We start from the raw sequence: 21,523 nt of genomic DNA, 5'->3' as shown, positions 1-21,523 counted from the left end.
AGAAATTGAAATTTATCCCTGTTGTTTTATCTATTTTATTGATTGCAGGTTGTGCTAGTGAGCCAACAGCTATTACCTTGAACCCAACCGTGACCAATGCTACAGGTCAAGTTTATAAAAATTTAAGTGCTAAAGTTTCGGTCAACGACCTACGTTCAACCGTCCATATCGTTGAGCTATTAAGTGCTGAAGATCCTTCTACATTAATTGGTACCACAAGCTCTTTAAAAGATGTGCTGGTGGCAAAATTTGCTAGTGAATTGACTTCACAAGGTTTAAATGTGGCTGACAACTCTGATCTACAAGTTGAGTTTAATGTTGAACGAGCCCGTACATATGTAAACCAAGATGTTTTAGATTACCGTGCCAACACCATCATTAAATTAAAAGTTAAAGTTGAAAATCCAGCACAAACGTTATCAAAAACGTTCACATTGAGAGCAACTACACGCGGTGCTTTAACAGCTGACATTGACGAATTACAACGTGATTTTAATATTCAGCTTGCTAAACTGATTTTACAAGTATTAGAAGATCAACAATTACAAAACTTTATTAAGGGATAATCATAATGCGTTTATTAGCCATCTTGTCTTTCTGTTTTGTTTCTTTATTTAGTCAAGCGGCAGGTAAACAAAAAATTATTGATGCTAATAATCTCTATCCGCAAATAAAAATGGAAACCTCTCATGGGTTGATCATTGTTGAACTAGACAGAGTTAAAGCTCCTATCGCAGTAAACAACTTTCTGTTTTATGTGATTTCAGGGGAGTATAACAATACTATTTTCCACCGAGTTATTAGTGATTTTGTTGTGCAAGGCGGTGGCTATGACGCTAACTTCATTCCAAAAAGAGAACATGACACTATTTTTAATGAGTCAGGTAACGGCCTAAAAAATACCTTTGGCTCTATTGCTATGGCACGCCAATATGATCCACACAGTTCGATTAGACAGTTCTATTTTAACGTTGGTGAGAATACTAGCTTAGATCCGGGTCGTTCATGGGGATATACGGTTTTTGGCTCGGTAACCTTCGGTGAAGAAGTGTTAGAAAAGATGGCTGCAAGTGAAACTGACTTTCACGAAGGGCAAGGTTGGCCAGACGTACCACTAGAGCCAATTGTATTAATAAAGGCAACTTTACTACCTGAAGATTATATCCATCAAGAAACCCCATAAAACACATAATCAGGCACAAATTCAAACACTTATCCGAACAAGATAATATTTCAAACATTATTTGAAGATTATTTAACAGCTTTTAACATTTATATATTCGCAATATAAAAACTTCTCATCTAGGCTTTATGGTAACTCACAAACTTGAGTTGTTTAGGTGTTTAATTTAGGTGGGTAATTTGCATATCGAAATTTTCATAAATGATAAAATATCAAGGTTAATGTATTTCCTTGAGGCTTTGCTCAAAAATTCGGTTCATCACACTGAAGTTGAAAACTTTATTTGGGACTGTTTTGAAGAGTGGGGTCAATTAAATGTCACCGACGAAACTCCTGGTTGTACAAGAGAACGAGTTTTTTGGCACCTCATCCATGAATTAAAATTAGGTGCTATTAGCAATTTAGATGACGATAAAGATCTAATTGAAGAGATTACAACTTGCCTAGAGTTTTTAAAAGGTCATGGCGCTTACCCAATCCACTGCGTAGGCTGGAGACCTGTAGATTAAATAACTAATTACAATTGTATATCTATTCTTTACTTCTTTTTTTATCAAGCATTTGTTAGCCTTACCTTAGCAATACTAAATCTATTAATAAAAATCATTTAGGCTTTCATCAATGTCTTTCTCTACGCCTACAGTTAATACGCCCACAATTAAAGACGCTATTTTAAATAAGCGTATGCTTATTTGTATATTTACGGGTTTCAGTTCAGGTTTACCTCTTTTCTTTCTTTATCAACTAATACCAGGATGGTTGCGTAGCGAAGGTGTAAGTCTTGCAGAAATTGGCTTATTTTCCCTCATTGGCATTCCTTACGTATGGAAGTTTTTGTGGTCACCAGCAATGGACAGGTATTCATTTCCATTTTTGGGACGACGCCGAGGCTGGATGCTATTTACTCAGGTATGTTTATTACTCTCCATTGCGAGTTTTGGTTATATAAACCCAACTATGTCTATTTGGACCGTTGCTTACTTGGCCGCTGCGGTTGCATTTTTCAGTGCCAGTCAAGATATTGTGCTTGATGCTTATCGAAGAGAGTTATTGCCAGATCATGAACTAGGTATAGGCAATTCTATACATGTTCAAGCATATCGATTGTCGGGCCTAGTTCCGGGTTCTTTAGGTTTTATTTTAGCTGATCATATGCCTTGGCAAATCGTATTTATTGTCGTTGCAGCATTTATGCTAGCAGGTATTATCATGACCCTATGCGTGAGCGAAGCAAGAAGAGAAGCGAATGCTCCGCAAACATTGAAACAAGCAATAGTTTTACCTTTTAAAGACTTCATCAATAGAGAGGGTGTTAAATCTGCATTGATGATTTTATCATTCTTATTTTTATATAAGCTTGGTGATAACATGGCTACGGCGCTGCAAACGCCTTTCTTTATCGATTTAGGTTTTACTAATACTGAAATAGGCGTGGTTGCAAAAACAGCTTCTCTAATCGCTATGACCATAGGTTTAGCTGTTGGCGGCGTCATTATGATCAAGCTTAGTATTAATCGTGCCCTTTGGATTTTTGGTTTTGTACAAATTATTTCAATACTTGGTTTTGCAGCATTAGCTGAAATTGGTCACAACACATATGCCTTAGCTTTTGCTATGGGATTTGAATATTTAGGTGTCGGTTTAGGCACAGCTGCATTTACCGCGTTTATCGCTAAAACGACCAATCCTACGTTCGCAGCAACTCAATTTGCGTTATTCACTGCACTCACAGCGTTGCCAAGAACCTTCGCCAATGCGTCAACAGGATTTATTGTTGAGCAAGTTGGCTGGACATCATTTTTCTTTTTATGTACTGCATTAGCGGTCCCTGGAATGTTGATGTTATTTAAAGTAGCACCATGGAATCCAAAGCAAGAAATCAAAATTAAACAACATTAAGATATTTACGCTATTATATAAATAACAACTAGTTAAGGCTTTTTAAAATATGATCCGATTGTTTTTCTTAATCCCAATAATCATGAGCTTAATTTGGTTATGGTACCTAAAAAAGCACAACTATACGTTGAAGCAAGGCCTGATAGGTTTTGCCTATATAATTGCTTTCAATTTGATTATTGTAGGCTTCTTTACCTTAATGATTCACCTTACTCAGTGATTTATTAACCCTAGCAAAATAATAAAACGCCCTCGTTTGCATCAACAAAGACTATACTGTAAGCTGCGCCGGCTTGCAGCTTGAACAGTCTGTAATCACTTTTTCTATTTAACCAAGAGATTTTTCTATGAGCTTTGACTCTTTGGGCTTATCAGCCCCGATTTTATCTGCAGTTGCCGAACAAGGTTACGACACTCCTTCTCCGATCCAAGAACAAGCAATTCCTGCGGTTCTTGCGGGTAAAGATGTTATGGCTGCAGCGCAAACAGGTACAGGTAAAACTGCTGGTTTCACCCTGCCTATTTTAGAAAAATTATCAAAAGGTGAAAAGGTAAAGCCTAATCATATTAGAACCTTGATACTAACACCAACACGTGAACTTGCCGCCCAAGTCGGTGATAGCGTAGCAACCTATGGTAAGAATTTAGGCTTAAGCTCTTATATTATTTTTGGTGGTGTAAAAGCCAATCCACAAATGATGCGCCTACGCGGGGGCATTGATATTTTAGTCGCCACCCCAGGGCGTTTAATGGATTTGTACCAACAAAATGCAGTTAAGTTTAATCAAGTAGAAATTTTAGTTTTAGATGAAGCCGACAGAATGCTGGATATGGGCTTTATTCGCGACATTAAAAAAATTATTGCGCTGTTGCCGAAAAAACGTCAAAACCTATTATTCTCAGCAACGTTCTCTGACGAAATTAGAGACCTTGCTAAAGGCTTAGTTAATAACCCAGTTGAAATATCAGTAACACCACGAAATGCAACTGCACCTACAGTTGAACAATTAGTTTACACCACTGACAAAAACAAAAAAGCTCGTTTACTGTCTTATTTAGTTGGCCATAATAATTGGCAACAAGTATTAGTGTTTACCAAAACTAAACATGGTGCGAATAAGCTTACCAAACACCTTGAAGCAGACGGCATTAAAGCAATGGCCATTCATGGTAATAAAAGCCAAGGCGCAAGAACCAAAGCATTGGCTGAATTTAAAGCGGGTAATATTAGAGTATTAGTGGCAACCGATATTGCTGCTCGTGGCATCGATATCGACCAATTACCACAAGTAGTAAATTTTGAATTACCACATGTTTCAGAAGATTATGTGCATCGTATTGGTCGTACAGGACGTGCTGGCAGTACCGGTCATGCTATCTCATTAGTGTGCGCCGACGAATTTAAATTGCTTGTCGACATTGAGCGCTTAACTCAAAAATTAATAGAACGTGCCGAAGTCGACGGATTTCAAGCAGCTAACGTTGTACCTGTTTCAAAAGATATTCGCCCCTTTAAAGCGAAACAACCGAAAAAGCCAAAAGCAGAACATCAAGACGGTCAGCGTAGTGGCGACAATGCTAGAGGGCATAAGCCGGCGGGTAAAAATAAACGACATACTCAACGTGATAACCCTTATGCTAAAAACACTAGCGGTGGTAATGGTAAACCATCGGGAAATCGTCGTTCTAAACCAGCAGGTGGCTCTAAACCAAGTGGTGGTAATAGAGGCAGAAGAACTGAAGGATAAAAATTTAATAAACTAGGGTCAGAGTCAGGTTATTTAATAATAACCTGACTCTGACCCTGGTTTTTAGTTATTTATCTGACCAAACGGCTAATTCATTTCCATTTGGGTCGGTAAAGTGAAAACGACGCCCACCTGGAAAAGCAAATATGGGCTTCACAATAATGCCTTTATTATTTAGCACCTTCGCAGCAGTCTCTTCAAGGTGTTTACTGTATAGTACAATTAAAGCCCCACCCCTTTCATAGCTACTTCTAATATCTGCTTGATAAAAACCGCCATTAATCACACCGTCATTAAAGGCACAATATTCATCGCCGTAGTCAACAAATTTCCAATCAAACGTGTTTTGGTAAAAACGTTTAATGGCCATTAGGTCTTTTGCTGGTAGCTCTAAATAATTAATTTTTTCATGACTATCCATGCACTAATCCTCTTTAGATAAACAAATATTAAATTTTCGCTTTGGCCCGCGACTAATCAAACTTGATTTTAATCGGAAAATAACACACGTCCATATTGCCATTACCTTTGTATTGATAAAAATCATTATCTAACTTGCGTCGTTTTATTATTCTTTGTTCAAACTCAGGCGTTGCGGTATTTTCAAGATAAACAGTTTGTTGTTCATCTACTGCAAGGCTAGAGCCAAGATAGGCTTTTACTATAAAGCTTGCTTTACTCGTATCACTAATTACACCACCTTTTTCTTTTGGCCCTCGCTTGACTTGATAAAAGTGATCCCAACCGGCAATAATACGGCCAAATATGCTCATGTTTCTATCAAGGTGCCTTGGCGCTGTGCCAAACATAATAGCAAAATCGGTTGTGCCTGAATTTGGGTGATTACCTCTGGCTAAGTTAATCGCTCCAGGACAATGAATCAACCATTCTTTACCCTCGCTAACTGAACGGCCTACGGCAAAGCCATTAATAAATCCAGTTTGCTCTGCCAATAAATCATTTTGTTGTACTAGGCTAAATGGCGTTTGTGCATGTATCGTGCGTTCAAATTCTGCTTTCATAGTACGTTTAACACTACTTGCTTTCTGCTCACTAATATCCCCACCTTGTACCACAAAGTTTTCAATTACTCGGTATAACGGTAGACCATCATAAAAGCCTTCGTTCACTAAGTCTTGAATGTATTTAGCATGTTTAGGCGCGAAAAAGTCAGCGAGTAAAATAGTTACAGTACCGGTGTCTAGCTGAAGATAAAGTAGATTCTGTTGTTCAATTTTGTGCCAAGGTTCATTGTTGGTTTGCTTATCAATGAAGGTTTCAGTAACTATTTCTTTATTACTGCTATTGGCTTGCTCATCATTATTACAAGCAAATAGATGTAATAGTAAACAACTAATGACGGTAAGCTTAGTTATTGTTTTTAAGTACATAATTAAAAGTTATCCATAAAAAAGGCCGGAGTAAATTATCTAAATAATTTACTCCGGCCTAGTTATGATAGCAACAGCTATTAGTTTTAACTTACAGCTTCCAGCCTGTATTCAAGCGATTAACCAACCAATGCCAATAACACACCGGCTGCAACAGCTGAACCAAGTACACCAGCAACGTTTGGTCCCATAGCATGCATTAATAAGAAATTATGCGGATTAGCTTCGAGTCCAACCTTGTTAACTACACGAGCAGCCATAGGAACAGCAGAAACACCTGCTGCGCCAACTAACGGGTTAATTGGGTCTTTTGATAGCTTACCTAATAGTTTAGCCATTAAAACACCTGCTGCTGTACCGATAGAGAATGCAACAGCACCTAACGCTAGGATACCTAAGGTTTCAACATTTAAGAATGCTTCAGCGCTTAACTTTGAACCAACACCTAAACCTAAGAAAATAGTCACAATGTTGATTAATTCATTTTGTGCTGTGGAACTTAAACGATCTACAACGCCACATTCACGCATTAAGTTACCTAAACAGAACATACCTACAAGTGGTGTTGCTGCGGGTAAGAAAAATATGGTTGCTAACAGTACCGCTAGTGGAAAGATCATTTTTTCAATCTTAGTCACATGGCGTAATTGCTTCATTTCAATTTTACGTTCTTCAGGTGTGGTTAACGCCTTCATGATTGGCGGCTGGATAATCGGTACCAGCGCCATGTACGAATAAGCTGCAACCGCAATTGCACCTAACAATTCAGGGGCAAGCTTTGATGCTAAGAATATAGCTGTAGGACCATCTGCACCACCAATAATGGCGATAGCTGAGGCATCCTTAAGGCTAAAGTCAAAGCCAGGGATAGCATTTAAAGCAATGGCACCAAATAAAGTAGCAAAAATACCAAACTGAGCGGCTGCACCTAAAAACAACATTCTTGGGTTCGCAATTAATGCGCCAAAGTCTGTCATTGCACCTACACCCATAAAGATCAGTAATGGGAATATCCCAGTATCAATCCCAGCATAGTAGATGTAATGCAGCAAGCCGCCAACTTCACTGAAACCGGCAACAGGAATATTTGTTAAAATTGCGCCAAAACCAATAGGTAGAAGCAATAATGGTTCAAATCCCTTAGCAATGGCTAAATATAGTAAACCTAAACCTACCAACATCATGATCACTTGGCCCAACTCAAAATTAGCTAAGCCGGTAGATAACCAAAGGGTGTATAGAGACTCCATGAGTTATCCTTTTATAACGTTAGTAATGCATCGCCAACTGCGACCGCATCACCTTCTTTAATGTTAACCATGCTGATAGTGCCTGAGGCGGTAGCGCGAATTTCAGTTTCCATTTTCATCGCTTCCATGATGACAACAACATCGCCTTCATTTACCGAATCACCTTCTTTAGCCAAAATTTTGAAGATATTACCTGCAAGTGGCGCATTTAAAGTTTCACCACTAGAGGCAGCAGGTGCCGCGGCAGCTGCAGTTATAGGAGCCGATTGACCAGCAGGAGCAATATTTTCAATACTGCCACCAGGAGCTACAATAACATCATAAACCTTGCCATCAACCTGTACGGCATAGCTTTCAGGCTTACCATCGTTAGCTGCAGCAAGTTTCACATCATCTTTACTTGGTACAGGTTCAAATGCATCTGGATTGTTTCGGTTCTCTAAGAACTTAAGCCCAATCTGTGGGAATAATGCGTAAGTTAATACGTCATCAATTACTTCATCAGCAAGTTCGATATTCTTCTCTTTTGCTAATTCTGCAAGCTCATCTGTTAACTTATCTATTTCAGGAGTTAACAAATCAGCAGGACGACAAGTAATAACCTCAGCACCATCTAGAACTTTCTGCTGTAAAGCAGTGTCAACTTCAGCAGGTGTTGCACCGTATTCACCTTTTAAAACACCAGCAGTTTCTTTAGTGATAGATTTATAACGCTCACCAGTTAACACGTTTAACACTGATTGAGTGCCAACAATTTGTGAAGTTGGTGTTACCAAAGGAATGTAACCTAACTCTTTACGAACACGAGGTATTTCTTGTAATACTTCGTCAAATTTATCTGAAGCACCCTGTTCTTTTAACTGGCCTTCCATGTTTGTTAACATGCCACCAGGAACTTGTGCTAATAGAATTCTAGCGTCAACACCTTTAAGGCTACCTTCAAATTTTCCGTATTTTTCTCTTACATCACGGAAATACGCAGCAACTTCGGCAAGCTTAGTTAAATCTAAACCGGTATCACGATCACGCCCTTGTACGGTAGAAACGACAGCTTCTGTCGGCGAGTGACCGTAAGTCATGCTCATTGATGAAATAGATGTGTCGATAACATCGATACCAGCATCAATTGATTTCATATGCGTAGCCATGCTCAAACCTGTAGTTGCATGACAATGAAGTGCAAGTGGTAATTCTACCGTGTCTTTTAATTTAGTAATTAATTCTTCTGCATCGTATGGGTTTAATAAACCAGACATATCTTTTATACATAAAGAGTGCGCGCCCATATCTTCAAGCTGCTTGGCCATATCTAACCAACCCTGCAAAGTATGAACTGGGCTTTCAGTATAAGAAAGAGTACCTTGTGCGTGAGCACCAACCTTAACGGCCGCTTTTATTGCAGTTTCAAGGTTGCGAGGATCATTCATCGCATCAAAGATACGGAAAACATCAATACCATTAACATGAGCACGTTCAACAAATTTTTCTACTACATCGTCAGCGTAATGACGGTAGCCAAGAATGTTTTGCCCACGAAATAGCATTTGTTGTTTAGTCTTAGGCATTGCCGCTTTTAATTTGCGGATACGCTCCCACGGATCTTCACCTAAATAACGAATACAAGAATCGAAGGTGGCACCACCCCATGACTCAATTGACCAATAGCCAATATCATCTAATTTACTTGCGATTGGCAACATATCTTCCAAACGAAAACGAGTGGCCAATAATGATTGATGACCATCTCTTAGTACAACTTCAGTAATTCCTAATGGACTTGACATACCTTGCTCCTAATTCTTTACATTATTTTTGCGATATTGAGTAACTGCTGAGGTTATAGCAGCAACAACACCGGCTGGGATCTGATTATTTGCAGCCTTACCAGTGTTTATCTTATTGGTAGCTGGAGCAGTTTCAGGAAATTGGCTCGCAAACTTCGCTAATAAACCAATAGCAATAATTAATAAACCTAAAAAAGCGAATACAAATCCCATGCCGACGAGCATAAGAACAGCCGCTTCCATAAATGTTTCAGATAAATTTTCCATAACCTGACTCTTCAGTTAAAAGAAATAGAATAATCACTCCAATTATTTTTAGCAATGATCAAATGTCAATTGCTTGTAAATAAATTTTGTCAATAGTCAAAAAAAGCAAAAAAATGGTATATTTTAGACTTTTTTGAGTAATTATTCTAATCCAGTTATAAAAAATAATTATTTTGGGCAATTGGTCTTACCATTATGGATTTAAGTTTTAAGGTGAATTAATAAAAAATTTACTAATTGCTGTATTAACTTCTAGATATATACACGATAAAAAAGTCCCAAACCTCGTTCCAATATTTGATATTACGGCGTATTTTTTAAATGTATTTGAATGTCAGCGATCTAATTAACTTAAAAGCATGTTATATAAAAGAAGTTGGAGTAGAAATAGTCAACGCACAATTCGCGGAAGGAGGTTCCGTACAAAAACACTGCGGAATGACGTACAGGAAGTACGAATGCCGACAGGTTCAGGGATGAACGCATTATGTCGGTGACGGAGTACTTTTTCTTATTATAGCTGAATAACCGCGATGCTAATTAACTTACACCACGTCATCCCGGAAGACGACTGCATGGATGCAGGAGGTAGAGCAATGCAGGAGCAATTGCCGAGCAGCGACATCCGGGATCTCCTTCAGCTTGCTGTGGTTATAAAGCATAAATATTCAAAACACGATACGCGGCAGGAGGTTCCGCACAAAAGCACTGCGGAATGACGGAGTACTTTTTCTTATTATAGTTGCGTAACCGCGATGCTAATTAATTTAAACCACGTCATCCCGGAAGAGCTTTAGCGATGTCCGGGACCTCATACGGTTGAAGTGTGCTTGAGTTGGATACGCAAAGCTATGCCTACAAAGAAGTAGGTCACGCCAGGATCCTAAACGAAAAAAGCCCTCTGCATTAGCAGAGGGCTTTTCGGAATTAGGAGCCTGGCGATGACCTACTCTCACATGGGAACTCCCACACTACCATCGGCGCAACTGCGTTTCACTTCTGAGTTCGGCATGGGATCAGGTGGGGCCACAGTGCTATTGTCGCCAGACAAAAACTGTTGGTTCTTTCGAACCTGTTATTCGACGTATCGAATAACGAATTTGGAAAAATCGATATTAAACCATGTCTCAAGTATTCTTTGTAATGCGTGAATCTCTTTAAAAGAGTATCAGACCATACAATCACTCAAAGCAAAACTGCTTGGGTGTTGTATGGTTAAGCCTCACGGGCAATTAGTATCAGTTAGCTCAATGCCTCACAGCACTTACACACCTGACCTATCAACGTTGTAGTCTCCAACGACCCTTTAGGGGACTTAAAGTCCCAGTGAGAACTCATCTCAAAGCCTGCTTCCCGCTTAGATGCTTTCAGCGGTTATCAGTTCCGAACGTAGCTACCGGGCAATGCCACTGGCGTGACAACCCGAACACCAGAGGTTCGTCCACTCCGGTCCTCTCGTACTAGGAGCAGCCCTCTTCAATTCTCAAACGCCCACGGCAGATAGGGACCGAACTGTCTCACGACGTTCTAAACCCAGCTCGCGTACCACTTTAAATGGCGAACAGCCATACCCTTGGGACCGACTTCAGCCCCAGGATGTGATGAGCCGACATCGAGGTGCCAAACACCGCCGTCGATATGAACTCTTGGGCGGTATCAGCCTGTTATCCCCGGAGTACCTTTTATCCGTTGAGCGATGGCCCTTCCATACAGAACCACCGGATCACTATGACCTACTTTCGTACCTGCTCGACGTGTCTGTCTCGCAGTTAAGCTGGCTTATGCCATTGCACTAACCGTATGATGTCCGACCATACTTAGCCAACCTTCGTGCTCCTCCGTTACTCTTTGGGAGGAGACCGCCCCAGTCAAACTACCCACCAGACAGTGTCCCCAAGCCCGATTAGGGCCCTAGGTTAGAACATCACGCATACAAGGGTGGTATTTCAAGATTGGCTCCACCACATCTAGCGACGCGGTTTCAATGCCTCCCACCTATCCTACACATGTAGGAGCAATGTTCACTGTCAAGCTATAGTAAAGGTTCACGGGGTCTTTCCGTCTAGCCGCGGGTATACGGCATCTTAACCGCAAATTCAATTTCACTGAGTCTCGGGTGGAGACAGTGTGGCCATGATTACGCCATTCGTGCAGGTCGGAACTTACCCGACAAGGAATTTCGCTACCTTAGGACCGTTATAGTTACGGCCGCCGTTTACCGGGGCTTCGATCATCAGCTTCGCTTACGCTAACCGAATCAATTAACCTTCCGGCACCGGGCAGGCGTCACACCGTATACGTCATCTTTCGATTTTGCACAGTGCTGTGTTTTTAATAAACAGTTCCAGCCACCTGGTTACTTCGACTCTCCTCTGCTTACCTCGTAAAGAGTTCACAATAGAGAGCGTACCTTCTCCCGAAGTTACGGTACTATTTTGCCTAGTTCCTTCACCCGAGTTCTCTCAAGCGCCTTAGTATTCTCTACCTAACCACCTGTGTCGGTTTGGGGTACGGTTCCTATATATCTGAAGCTTAGAAGCTTTTCCTGGAAGTATGGCATCAACAACTTCAACTCCGTAGAGTCTCGTCTCGTATCTCAGCCTTAAGAAGAACCGGATTTACCTAATTCTTCAGCCTACATACTTTCACATGGACAACCATCGCCATGCTTGCTTAGCCTGCTCCGTCCCTCCTTCGCAATATATAGAAGTACAGAAATATTAATCTGTTTCCCATCGACTACGCGTTTCCGCCTCGCCTTAGGGGCCGACTTACCCTGCCCTGATTAACATGGGACAGGAAACCTTGGTCTTTCGGCGGGGGAGTTTTTCACTCCCCTTATCGTTACTCATGTCAGCATTCGCACTTCTGATACCTCCAGCAAACCTTACGATTCACCTTCAACGGCTTACAGAACGCTCCCCTACCACTTGAACCTAAGTTCAAATCCGCAGCTTCGGTGCATAGTTTAGCCCCGTTACATCTTCCGCGCAGACCGACTCGACTAGTGAGCTATTACGCTTTCTTTAAAGGATGGCTGCTTCTAAGCCAACCTCCTAGCTGTCTATGCCTTTCCACATCGTTTCCCACTTAACTATGACTTTGGGACCTTAGCTGGCGGTCTGGGTTGTTTCCCTTTCCACAACGGACGTTAGCACCCGTAGTGTGTCTCCCGCATATCACTCATTGGTATTCGGAGTTTGCAAAGGGTTGGTAAGTCGGGATGACCCCCTAGCCTTAACAGTGCTCTACCCCCAATGGTGTTCGTGCGAGGCTCTACCTAAATAGATTTCGGGGAGAACCAGCTATCTCCCGGCTTGATTAGCCTTTCACTCCGACCCACAAGTCATCACCGCATTTTTCAACATACGTGTGTTCGGTCCTCCAGTTGATGTTACTCAACCTTCAACCTGCCCATGGGTAGATCGCCGGGTTTCGGGTCTATGCCCTGCAACTAAACGCGCAGTTAACACTCGCTTTCGCTACGGCTCCCCTATTCGGTTAACCTTGCTACAGAACATAAGTCGCTGACCCATTATACAAAAGGTACGCAGGCACCGGACTAAATCCGGCTTCCACTGCTTGTACGTATGCGGTTTCAGGTTCTATTTCACTCCCCTCACAGGGGTTCTTTTCGCCTTTCCCTCACGGTACTGGTTCACTATCGGTCAGTTAGGAGTATTTAGCCTTGGAGGATGGTCCCCCCATATTCAGTCAAGATTTCTCGTGTCCCGACCTACTCGATTTCACTATTAGGTTGTTTTTGTGTACGGGGCTATCACCCTGTATCGCTGTCCTTTCCAGAACATTCCACTAACGCCCAAATAGCTTAAGGGCTGATTCGCGTTCGCTCGCCGCTACTAACGAAATCTCGGTTGATTTCTTTTCCTCGGGGTACTTAGATGTTTCAGTTCTCCCGGTTCGCCTCGCATAGCTATGTATTCACTATACGATACCTGCCTTACGACAGGTGGGTTCCCCCATTCGGACATCTGTGTCTATAGCGCCTTTTATCGGCTTAACACAGCTTTTCGCAGATTAACACGTCCTTCATCGCCTCTAACTGCCAAGGCATCCACCACATACGCTTAGTCACTTAACCATACAACCCCAAAAAGTCTTGCAACTTCAAGAATGCTCGGAGACTAATCCGAACTAAGTTATAGGTCTGACATTTTCACGCATTCAATAAGAATGTTGGCAACCTACGTTGCCAAACCCACAATAAATTGTGAGCCTTGAGTAAGAACAACTAACAACACGATAAGAGTTGCTAGTTATAATGTTGAGTTGTTGTATAAAACAACTCAGTGATAAACAACAAGTTGTTTATCGTGATGATTTGCTGACGTTTATGATTGGAGATCATAAACACAAATCATCGGGTTTAATATCAGCTTTCCAAATTGTTAAAGAGTACATTAATGCGCGCATTCGGCATCATTGTTGGTTAAAAAACCAAAGATAACTGCTCTTATTGCTAAGGGCGCTTATCTTTGATTTCTTATTTCGGTACACTGGCTCCCGCAACAAGTACGGGATGACAGAGCGTACCGCTCAGTCAGTTATCATGTAATTTGTGTGAACACTCGCGAAACTAACAAGTTAGCTTCCATTAAGTTGTCTACTTAAGGTAAGGAGGTGATCCAACCCCAGGTTCCCCTAGGGTTACCTTGTTACGACTTCACCCCAGTCATGAATCACAAAGTGGTAACCGTCCCCCCGAAGGTTAAACTAGCTACTTCTTTTGCAACCCACTCCCATGGTGTGACGGGCGGTGTGTACAAGGCCCGGGAACGTATTCACCGTGGCATTCTGATCCACGATTACTAGCGATTCCGACTTCACGGAGTCGAGTTGCAGACTCCGATCCGGACTACGACAAGCTTTGTGGGATTCGCTCCACCTCGCGGTATTGCTGCCCTCTGTACTTGCCATTGTAGCACGTGTGTAGCCCATCCCGTAAGGGCCATGATGACTTGACGTCGTCCCCACCTTCCTCCGGTTTATCACCGGCAGTCTCCTTAAAGTTCCCGACACTACTCGCTGGCAAATAAGGATAGGGGTTGCGCTCGTTGCGGGACTTAACCCAACATTTCACAACACGAGCTGACGACAGCCATGCAGCACCTGTCTCAGAGTTCCCGAAGGCACTAATCTATCTCTAGAAAATTCTCTGGATGTCAAGGGATGGTAAGGTTCTTCGCGTTGCATCGAATTAAACCACATGCTCCACCGCTTGTGCGGGCCCCCGTCAATTCATTTGAGTTTTAACCTTGCGGCCGTACTCCCCAGGCGGTCAACTTATCGCGTTAGCTGCGCTACCCACAGATCAAGTCTACAGACAGCTAGTTGACATCGTTTACGGCGTGGACTACCAGGGTATCTAATCCTGTTTGCTCCCCACGCTTTCGTGCCTCAGCGTCAGTATTTGTCCAGGTGGCCGCCTTCGCCACTGATGTTCCTTCCAATCTCTACGCATTTCACCGCTACACTGGAAATTCCACCACCCTCTACAATACTCTAGCTTGCCAGTTCAAAATGCAGTTCCAAGGTTGAGCCCTGGGCTTTCACATCTTGCTTAACAAACCGCCTACGCACGCTTTACGCCCAGTAATTCCGATTAACGCTCGCACCCTCCGTATTACCGCGGCTGCTGGCACGGAGTTAGCCGGTGCTTCTTCTGTTGCTAACGTCACAGCTAGCAGTTATTAACTACTAACCTTTCCTCACAACTGAAAGTGCTTTACAACCCGAAGGCCTTCTTCACACACGCGGCATGGCTGCATCAGGCTTTCGCCCATTGTGCAATATTCCCCACTGCTGCCTCCCGTAGGAGTCTGGGCCGTGTCTCAGTCCCAGTGTGGCTGATCATCCTCTCAAACCAGCTAGAGATCGTCGCCTTGGTAAGCCTTTACCTTACCAACTAGCTAATCTCACTTGGGCTAATCTATGAGCGAGAGGTGCCGAAGCGTCCCCCCCTTTGGTCCGTAGACATTATGCGGTATTAGCAGTCGTTTCCAACTGTTGTCCCCCACTCAAAGGCATATTCCCAAGCATTACTCACCCGTCCGCCGCTCGACGCCGAAGTAGCAAGCTACCTCTCGTTTCCGCTCGACTTGCATGTGTTAAGCCTGCCGCCAGCGTTCAATCTGAGCCATGATCAAACTCTTCAATTAAAAAGTTGTTACATTTGAAACAAGACAAGCTTGTTTCTACTCAATGAATTCTGAATGTTTCGTCTAACCAGAAGCTGGTTAAACTAAAACGTACTAATTAACTTCATCGCTAAATAAAGATAATTAATTTGTTTGTGTGTTCATCATCATTAAGTGATTTCGATACCGAGGTATCTATGTTGTAAATCAATCTTAATGTGAGTGCCCACACAAATTGCATGATAACTAATTGTTAAAGAACCGTTCTTATTAGAACGAAGAGCTAATCGCATTCGTTAGTCTCTTTGCTTCAATCCGGCTAGTAGCCTTGCTTGAAGTGGATGCGCATTGTACGTCATCCAGTGTTGATGTCAACAGTTAATTTCAGTAATTTAGAATTTAATTGTTGTCGTTTGTAACTCGGTAATTTCTACCTTAATCACTACAAACTATCTACACGACTTACCGCTGGTTCCTCTCTCAGTAGTACTGCGAGATTCCCTGTGGAAGTGGATGCGCATTTTAGGGATTTTTGAGCTGCCGTCAACACCTTTTTGCAAATAAATTGAAATAAGTGCTTTTTCGTATATTTAATAAACAAACCACTAGCTAGTTAGTAACTATAGCAATAAAAAATGTGCTTTATTTATCAATTCTTATGATTTTTTGAAACTATGCTACTTATTAAAGCAATTTTTGCATTATACTTTACATATAGAAGGAAAGTTAAAAGTTGTTTAATTATTAAACAGCTGATATAAATTAATTTCATCACTGTTAATGCTAAAGATGCTTTACTCAAAGGAAGGGTATGAATAGGAAATTCTCAATAATACTACTGTTAAGTGCAACTGCAACGTTGCTAACTACATTAGTACAAGCAAAAAACGTTACCGTGTACCGTTGGGTAGACGAAAACAATGTTGTACATTATGGTCAACATGAACCGCTTGAAGATGATTTTTCTGAGATCACCGTCGAAACTACCTATTCTCCTGTACAGGCCCCATTAAAAGAAAATGTTTCTGCCGAAGCAAAACAAAAGCTATTAAACAGCCAAGTTGCCAGGGCCTCAAATATAAAATGTAAAAACGCGGAAGCGAACCTTAGGACGTTAAATGACTTTGCAAAAATTGAAGTCACCGAAGAAAATGGTAAATCACGTTTACTTACAGATGTTGAAAGAATCCAACGTATTAGTCAAAGTGAAAAAGAAGTTGAAGCTTACTGTAAATAAGTTAGCTTCATCTTCACATACAATTCCCCCTTCCAAAGACGTTAATGTATTATCAACTTGCCCTCAGTATCCACATCAATAGCGATTACTTCTTCCGGGCAATATCTTCCGGCTAATATTTCTTGTGCCAGTGGGTTTTCAATATATTGCTGTATAGCTCGTTTAAGTGGCCTTGCACCATATACAGGATCGAAACCAACTTCTGCAACTTTAGCCAATGCATCATCACTTATTTCTAAAGCCAATTGTTTTTCAGCTAAACGCCCTGCTAATTGTTTAATTTGAATGTTAGCAATTTGCTTAATTTGCTCAGCATTTAACGGGTGGAATACAACTGATTCATCAATACGGTTTATGAATTCTGGTTTGAAGTGTTGGCCAACAACACCCATAACAGTATTGCGTAAATCATCATAAGAACTTTCAGTGGCTAATTCTTGGATCAGATCGGAGCCCATATTTGAGGTCATGATAATAACTGTATTTCGAAAATCAACAGTACGTCCTTGACCATCAGTTAAACGACCATCATCTAATACCTGTAGTAAGATATTAAATACATCTGGGTGAGCCTTTTCAATTTCATCAAGCAATATCACTGAATAAGGTTTCCGACGAACTGCCTCAGTTATATACCCCCCCTCTTCGTAACCAACATAGCCAGGGGGAGCACCGATTAAACGCGCTACCGAGTGCTTTTCCATAAACTCAGACATGTCAATTCTGATCAGCGCATCTTCACTATCAAATAAAAAATTCGCCAATGCTTTGGTAAGTTCAGTTTTGCCTACGCCTGTTGGACCTAAAAACATAAATGAGCCAATCGGTTGGTTTGGATCTGAAAGCCCCGCTCGCGAACGACGAATTGCATTAGAAACTGCTGTTAGCGCTTCGCTTTGTCCTATCACTTTTTTCTGTAACTGTTGCTCCATTTGTAATAGCTTATCACGCTCACCTTCGAGCATTTTTGCTACCGGGATCCCGGTAGCTTTTGAGAGTACTTCTGCTATCTCTATATCTGTTACTTTATTTTTTAATAGGGTTAGTTCAATTTCATCTGCACCTGCCGAATGTTCTAATTGTTTTTCTAACTCAGGGATACGACCATACTGTAATTCAGACATACGATTTAAGTCACTGCTTCGCTGAGCAACTTCTAAATCCAACCTAGCTTGCTCAAGATCAGCTTTAATGGTTTGAGTACCATAAACCGAAGCTTTTTCATTTTTCCAAACTTGCTCTAGTTGATCAAAACGTTTTTGATTAACGCTTATTTCTTCTTCCATTAACTGTAAGCGTTTAATTGATGCCGCATCACTTTCTTTTTCTATGGCTTTTTGCTCAAGTTTTAATTGAATAAGACGACGTTCAATACGGTCTAAATCTTCTGGCTTAGAATCCATTTGCATTCTTATACTTGATGCTGCCTCATCGATTAAATCGATCGCTTTATCTGGTAATTGACGATCACTTATATAGCGATGTGACAAAGTGGCTGCAGAAACAATGGCGGGATCTGTTATGTCTACACTATGATGTAATTCGTACCGTTCTTTTAATCCCCGTAATATAGCAATAGTGTCTTCAACACTAGGCTCTTCAACTAATACTTTTTGAAAACGACGCTCAAGTGCCGCATCTTTTTCAATATATTGTCGATACTCATCTAATGTAGTCGCGCCAACACAATGTAGGTCACCACGAGCAAGGGCGGGTTTTAGCATGTTACTAGCATCCATCGCGCCATCACTTTTACCCGCGCCGACCATAGTATGAAGCTCATCAATGAATAAAATAACCTGGCCTTCTTCTTTTGCAAGTTCATTTAACACTGCTTTTAAACGTTCTTCAAATTCACCTCTATATTTTGCTCCGGCAATAAGGGCGCCCATATCTAAAGACAATACTTGTTTGTTTTTCAACCCTTCAGATACTTCACCATTAACAATACGCTGAGCCAAACCTTCAACAATCGCAGTTTTACCAACACCTGGTTGACCAATTAATACCGGATTATTTTTAGTTCTACGCTGTAATACTTGAACTGTACGTCGGATCTCTTCATCACGGCCAATTACAGGGTCTAATTTACCTTGCTCAGCTAAGTCAGTTAAGTTAATGGTGTACTTATCAAGTGCTTGGCGAGTATCTTCTGCGTTTGGGTCGTCAACAGTTTGGCCGCCACGCGCCTTTTCTATAGCAGATTTGATTTGTTTATCTTTTAAAGATAGTTGCTTTAACAATTCCCCTAGTCGGCCTTTGTCCTGCAAGGCTGCTAATAGAAAGATTTCTGAAGAGATAAATTTGTCGTTTTGTTTTTGCGATAACTTATCACACAGATTTAATAAAGTGCCGAGTTGATTGGAAACTTGAATTTCTCCGCCAACACCTTCTACTTGTGATATCTGCTCTAAAATTTGGGTTAGTTTATTGCGAAAACCGCTTACATCAACGCCGCAGTTTTTTAAAATTGGTAATACTGAGCCATCAGACTGATTCAGCAAAGCTAACATTAAGTGGGCCGGCTCAATAAATTGATGATCTTTACCCAACGCTAATGATTGAGCATCAGCTAAGGCTTGTTGAAATTTTTGAGTGAGTTTATCTAAACGCATGAAAATACTCCGACTTATGGCAATAAATAGAATAAAATTTTTAATTGGTTCTATTATTTAAATATGCACGGAGTTGCTGATTTTCAATGCTGGAGAAGAAATTAATGTTAAATCTAAACTTAATATTTTATGGTGTTATACAAATAATCGAGGCCATACGACCTGTCTGCCCATCTCGACGATAAGAAAAGTATTTATCTGGATTTGAATAGGTACATTCCCCTAAACCAGTGACGTTTTTGATACCTAATTGCTGCAATTGTAGCGTGGCAATTAAATGCAGTTTAGCAAAAAATTTTTCATTACTTTGCTTAACAAAAGCTTTAGAAAATAAAGGCGACAATTTTTCAAATTTTTGCTTTACCTCACTGCCAACTTCAAAAGCTTGTTCACCTATGCAAGGACCTAACCAGGCAGTAATATTTTCGGGGCAGTCTTTAAATAATTTAACGGTATTGGCGATAATATTATCTGCCACAGGTCGCCAACCACCGTGAATAGCCGCTATTTCAGAGCAGCTATTGTTAACTAATAAAATAGGCAAACAGTCTGCGGTGAGTATTGCCAAAGCAAGGTTGCATTTATCGGTATAGGAAGCATCTGCAGTTAAAGGTGTTGATGAATAGCTCTTAACATCAATAACATTACTGCCATGAACTTGATTTAACCATTGGATATTGCAGTTTTTAGGGAGAGAATGAGATAGTTTTTTGCGATTTAATATCACACATTGTTCATTGTCGCTAACATGATCGCCAAGATTAAAACTATCAAAAGGAACTGAGCTGAAACCATTATTACGAGTTGTAGTTATTGCCAACACATTTTCATGTGTTGGCAAATCTATATTTAGTATTGCACTTTTTACTGACGAATCAGACAAGGTAGGCAATTACTAAAATTCTTCGACAGGGTTTAAACGAAGATCTTCTTTTAACGCCGCATTCATACTCACCATATCCTCTGGAATTTCAGCATGCCATGTCATTAATTCTCCATTTATAGGATGATATAAAGACAGCATGGTGGCGTGAAGTGCTTGGCGTTTGAAACCACGAAGCTCATCTAAGAATTCACTACTTGCAGCTTTAGGTGGTCTAGGGCGGCCGCCATAAACAGGATCGCCAACCAGTGGGTGACCTATAAATGACATATGAACACGGATTTGATGCGTACGACCAGTTTCTAATCGCAAACGTAAACGAGTATGTAGTCGATATTTTTCCATCACTCGATAATGAGTTACCGACGGACGACCTGAAATAGTTACTGCCATAGCAGTGCGTTTAGTAGAGTGACGTCCAATTGGCTCATCTACTATGCCACCAGCGGTCATGATGCCGTTGGCGATGGCTTCGTATTCACGAGTTATTTCTCGAGCTTGCAAAGCTTCAACCAAATTTGTTTGAGCTGCAATTGTTTTAGCAACAACCATTAATCCAGTTGTATCTTTATCTAAACGATGAACAATACCTGCGCGAGGTAGCAATTCTTGTCCAGGACAATGATGCAACAAAGCATTTAATACGGTGCCATCATGGTTTCCAGCACCAGGATGCACCACTAAACCTGCAGGTTTGTTGATTACAAGAATATCATCATCTTCGTAGACGATATTTAGAGCAATAGCTTGCGCTTCATGATGCACTTCAGTTTCAAGTTCGGCGTTTAAAGTGATGGTTTCACCACCCGCCATTTTGATACGAGCTTTACTGATAACTTCGCCATCTACTTGAACACTACCATCCAAAATCCAGTCTTTTAAACGAGATCTTGAATAATCGGGGAACATTTGGGCAATTGTTTGGTCTAGACGTTTACCTAAACATGAATCAGGTACTACGTCTTGGTGTTGAATTTTTTCAGCCATTAAAGTCTCTATTAATTAGCACTGCGTTAATTAGCACTGTGCAATGCACGAAAGCTAGGTTAGAATGCTTACACATTATTTTTAATACTTAATTTAAGTATTTTACCTGCTTTAAGCAGGG

General features: G+C 41.0%; 14 protein-coding genes and 3 rRNA genes. 6 read left to right on the top strand and 11 right to left on the bottom strand.

What is annotated here, in order from left to right; translation table 11 throughout:
• The first annotated feature begins 5 nt into the window (after positions 1–5).
• The 5 genes from RGQ13_RS05090 to RGQ13_RS05070 all read left to right on the top strand — a co-directional run bounded on the left by RGQ13_RS05090 (position 6) and on the right by RGQ13_RS05070 (position 4,830).
• On the top strand, positions 6–566 hold the full coding sequence (locus RGQ13_RS05090) for a YajG family lipoprotein (RefSeq protein WP_348392480.1): 561 nt from the start codon (positions 6–8) through the stop codon (positions 564–566).
• 2 nt (positions 567–568) lie between these two features.
• Positions 569–1,183 (top strand): peptidylprolyl isomerase, encoded by a 615-nt coding sequence (locus RGQ13_RS05085; RefSeq protein ID WP_348393377.1) that lies wholly within the window; start codon positions 569–571, stop codon positions 1,181–1,183.
• Between the two features lie 179 nt (positions 1,184–1,362).
• Positions 1,363–1,692, top strand: a complete 330-nt coding sequence (locus RGQ13_RS05080) for a hypothetical protein (protein WP_348392479.1) — start codon at positions 1,363–1,365, stop codon at positions 1,690–1,692.
• A gap of 112 nt (positions 1,693–1,804) precedes the next feature.
• Entirely contained in the window at positions 1,805–3,082 is a 1,278-nt protein-coding gene (locus RGQ13_RS05075; RefSeq protein WP_348392478.1) for an AmpG family muropeptide MFS transporter, read from the top strand.
• A 347-nt stretch (positions 3,083–3,429) separates the two neighbouring features.
• Positions 3,430–4,830, top strand: coding sequence for a DEAD/DEAH box helicase (locus RGQ13_RS05070; RefSeq protein ID WP_348392477.1), 1,401 nt, complete (start codon positions 3,430–3,432; stop codon positions 4,828–4,830).
• 67 nt (positions 4,831–4,897) lie between these two features.
• On the opposite strand, the gene RGQ13_RS05065 is transcribed toward RGQ13_RS05070, so the two are convergent.
• From RGQ13_RS05065 to RGQ13_RS05030, 8 genes are all read right to left on the bottom strand, one after another.
• Positions 4,898–5,251: a VOC family protein gene (locus RGQ13_RS05065; protein WP_348392476.1), complete on the bottom strand. Its 354-nt coding sequence runs from the start codon at positions 5,249–5,251 to the stop codon at positions 4,898–4,900.
• Positions 5,252–5,303: 52 nt separating this feature from the next.
• Positions 5,304–6,221 carry a peptidylprolyl isomerase gene (locus RGQ13_RS05060; protein ID WP_348392475.1) on the bottom strand — a complete coding sequence of 306 codons (918 nt, stop codon included), beginning with the start codon at positions 6,219–6,221 and terminating at the stop codon, positions 5,304–5,306.
• A gap of 119 nt (positions 6,222–6,340) precedes the next feature.
• Positions 6,341–7,471: a sodium ion-translocating decarboxylase subunit beta gene (locus RGQ13_RS05055; protein WP_348392474.1), complete on the bottom strand. Its 1,131-nt coding sequence runs from the start codon at positions 7,469–7,471 to the stop codon at positions 6,341–6,343.
• Positions 7,472–7,482: 11 nt separating this feature from the next.
• Positions 7,483–9,255, bottom strand: a complete 1,773-nt coding sequence (gene oadA, locus RGQ13_RS05050; RefSeq protein WP_348392473.1) for a sodium-extruding oxaloacetate decarboxylase subunit alpha — start codon at positions 9,253–9,255, stop codon at positions 7,483–7,485.
• Positions 9,256–9,264: 9 nt separating this feature from the next.
• Complete coding sequence (locus RGQ13_RS05045) at positions 9,265–9,522, bottom strand: OadG family protein (RefSeq protein WP_348392472.1); 258 nt, start codon at positions 9,520–9,522, stop codon at positions 9,265–9,267.
• Positions 9,523–10,455: 933 nt separating this feature from the next.
• Positions 10,456–10,570, bottom strand: a 5S ribosomal RNA gene (gene rrf / locus RGQ13_RS05040).
• 163 nt (positions 10,571–10,733) lie between these two features.
• A 23S ribosomal RNA gene (locus RGQ13_RS05035) occupies positions 10,734–13,624 on the bottom strand.
• A 532-nt stretch (positions 13,625–14,156) separates the two neighbouring features.
• Positions 14,157–15,701 (bottom strand): 16S ribosomal RNA (locus RGQ13_RS05030).
• The 16S, 23S and 5S rRNA genes sit together here, the layout of an rRNA operon.
• Positions 15,702–16,491: 790 nt before the next feature.
• Between RGQ13_RS05030 and RGQ13_RS05025 the strand changes: the two genes are divergently transcribed.
• Positions 16,492–16,917 (top strand): DUF4124 domain-containing protein, encoded by a 426-nt coding sequence (locus RGQ13_RS05025; protein ID WP_348392471.1) that lies wholly within the window; start codon positions 16,492–16,494, stop codon positions 16,915–16,917.
• Between the two features lie 41 nt (positions 16,918–16,958).
• On the opposite strand, the gene clpB is transcribed toward RGQ13_RS05025, so the two are convergent.
• The 3 genes from clpB to rluD form a co-directional block, all read right to left on the bottom strand.
• Positions 16,959–19,532, bottom strand: a complete 2,574-nt coding sequence (gene clpB, locus RGQ13_RS05020; RefSeq protein WP_348392470.1) for an ATP-dependent chaperone ClpB — start codon at positions 19,530–19,532, stop codon at positions 16,959–16,961.
• 127 nt (positions 19,533–19,659) lie between these two features.
• Positions 19,660–20,415, bottom strand: a complete 756-nt coding sequence (gene pgeF / locus RGQ13_RS05015) for a peptidoglycan editing factor PgeF (RefSeq protein WP_348392469.1) — start codon at positions 20,413–20,415, stop codon at positions 19,660–19,662.
• 12 nt (positions 20,416–20,427) lie between these two features.
• Positions 20,428–21,402, bottom strand: coding sequence for a 23S rRNA pseudouridine(1911/1915/1917) synthase RluD (gene rluD / locus RGQ13_RS05010; protein WP_348392468.1), 975 nt, complete (start codon positions 21,400–21,402; stop codon positions 20,428–20,430).
• Positions 21,403–21,523 lie beyond the last annotated feature (121 nt).

This window comes from Thalassotalea psychrophila, assembly GCF_031583595.1.
GTDB classification, from domain to species: Bacteria; Pseudomonadota; Gammaproteobacteria; order Enterobacterales; family Alteromonadaceae; genus Thalassotalea_A; species Thalassotalea_A psychrophila.
This window is presented reverse-complemented; position numbering and strand designations above follow the sequence as displayed.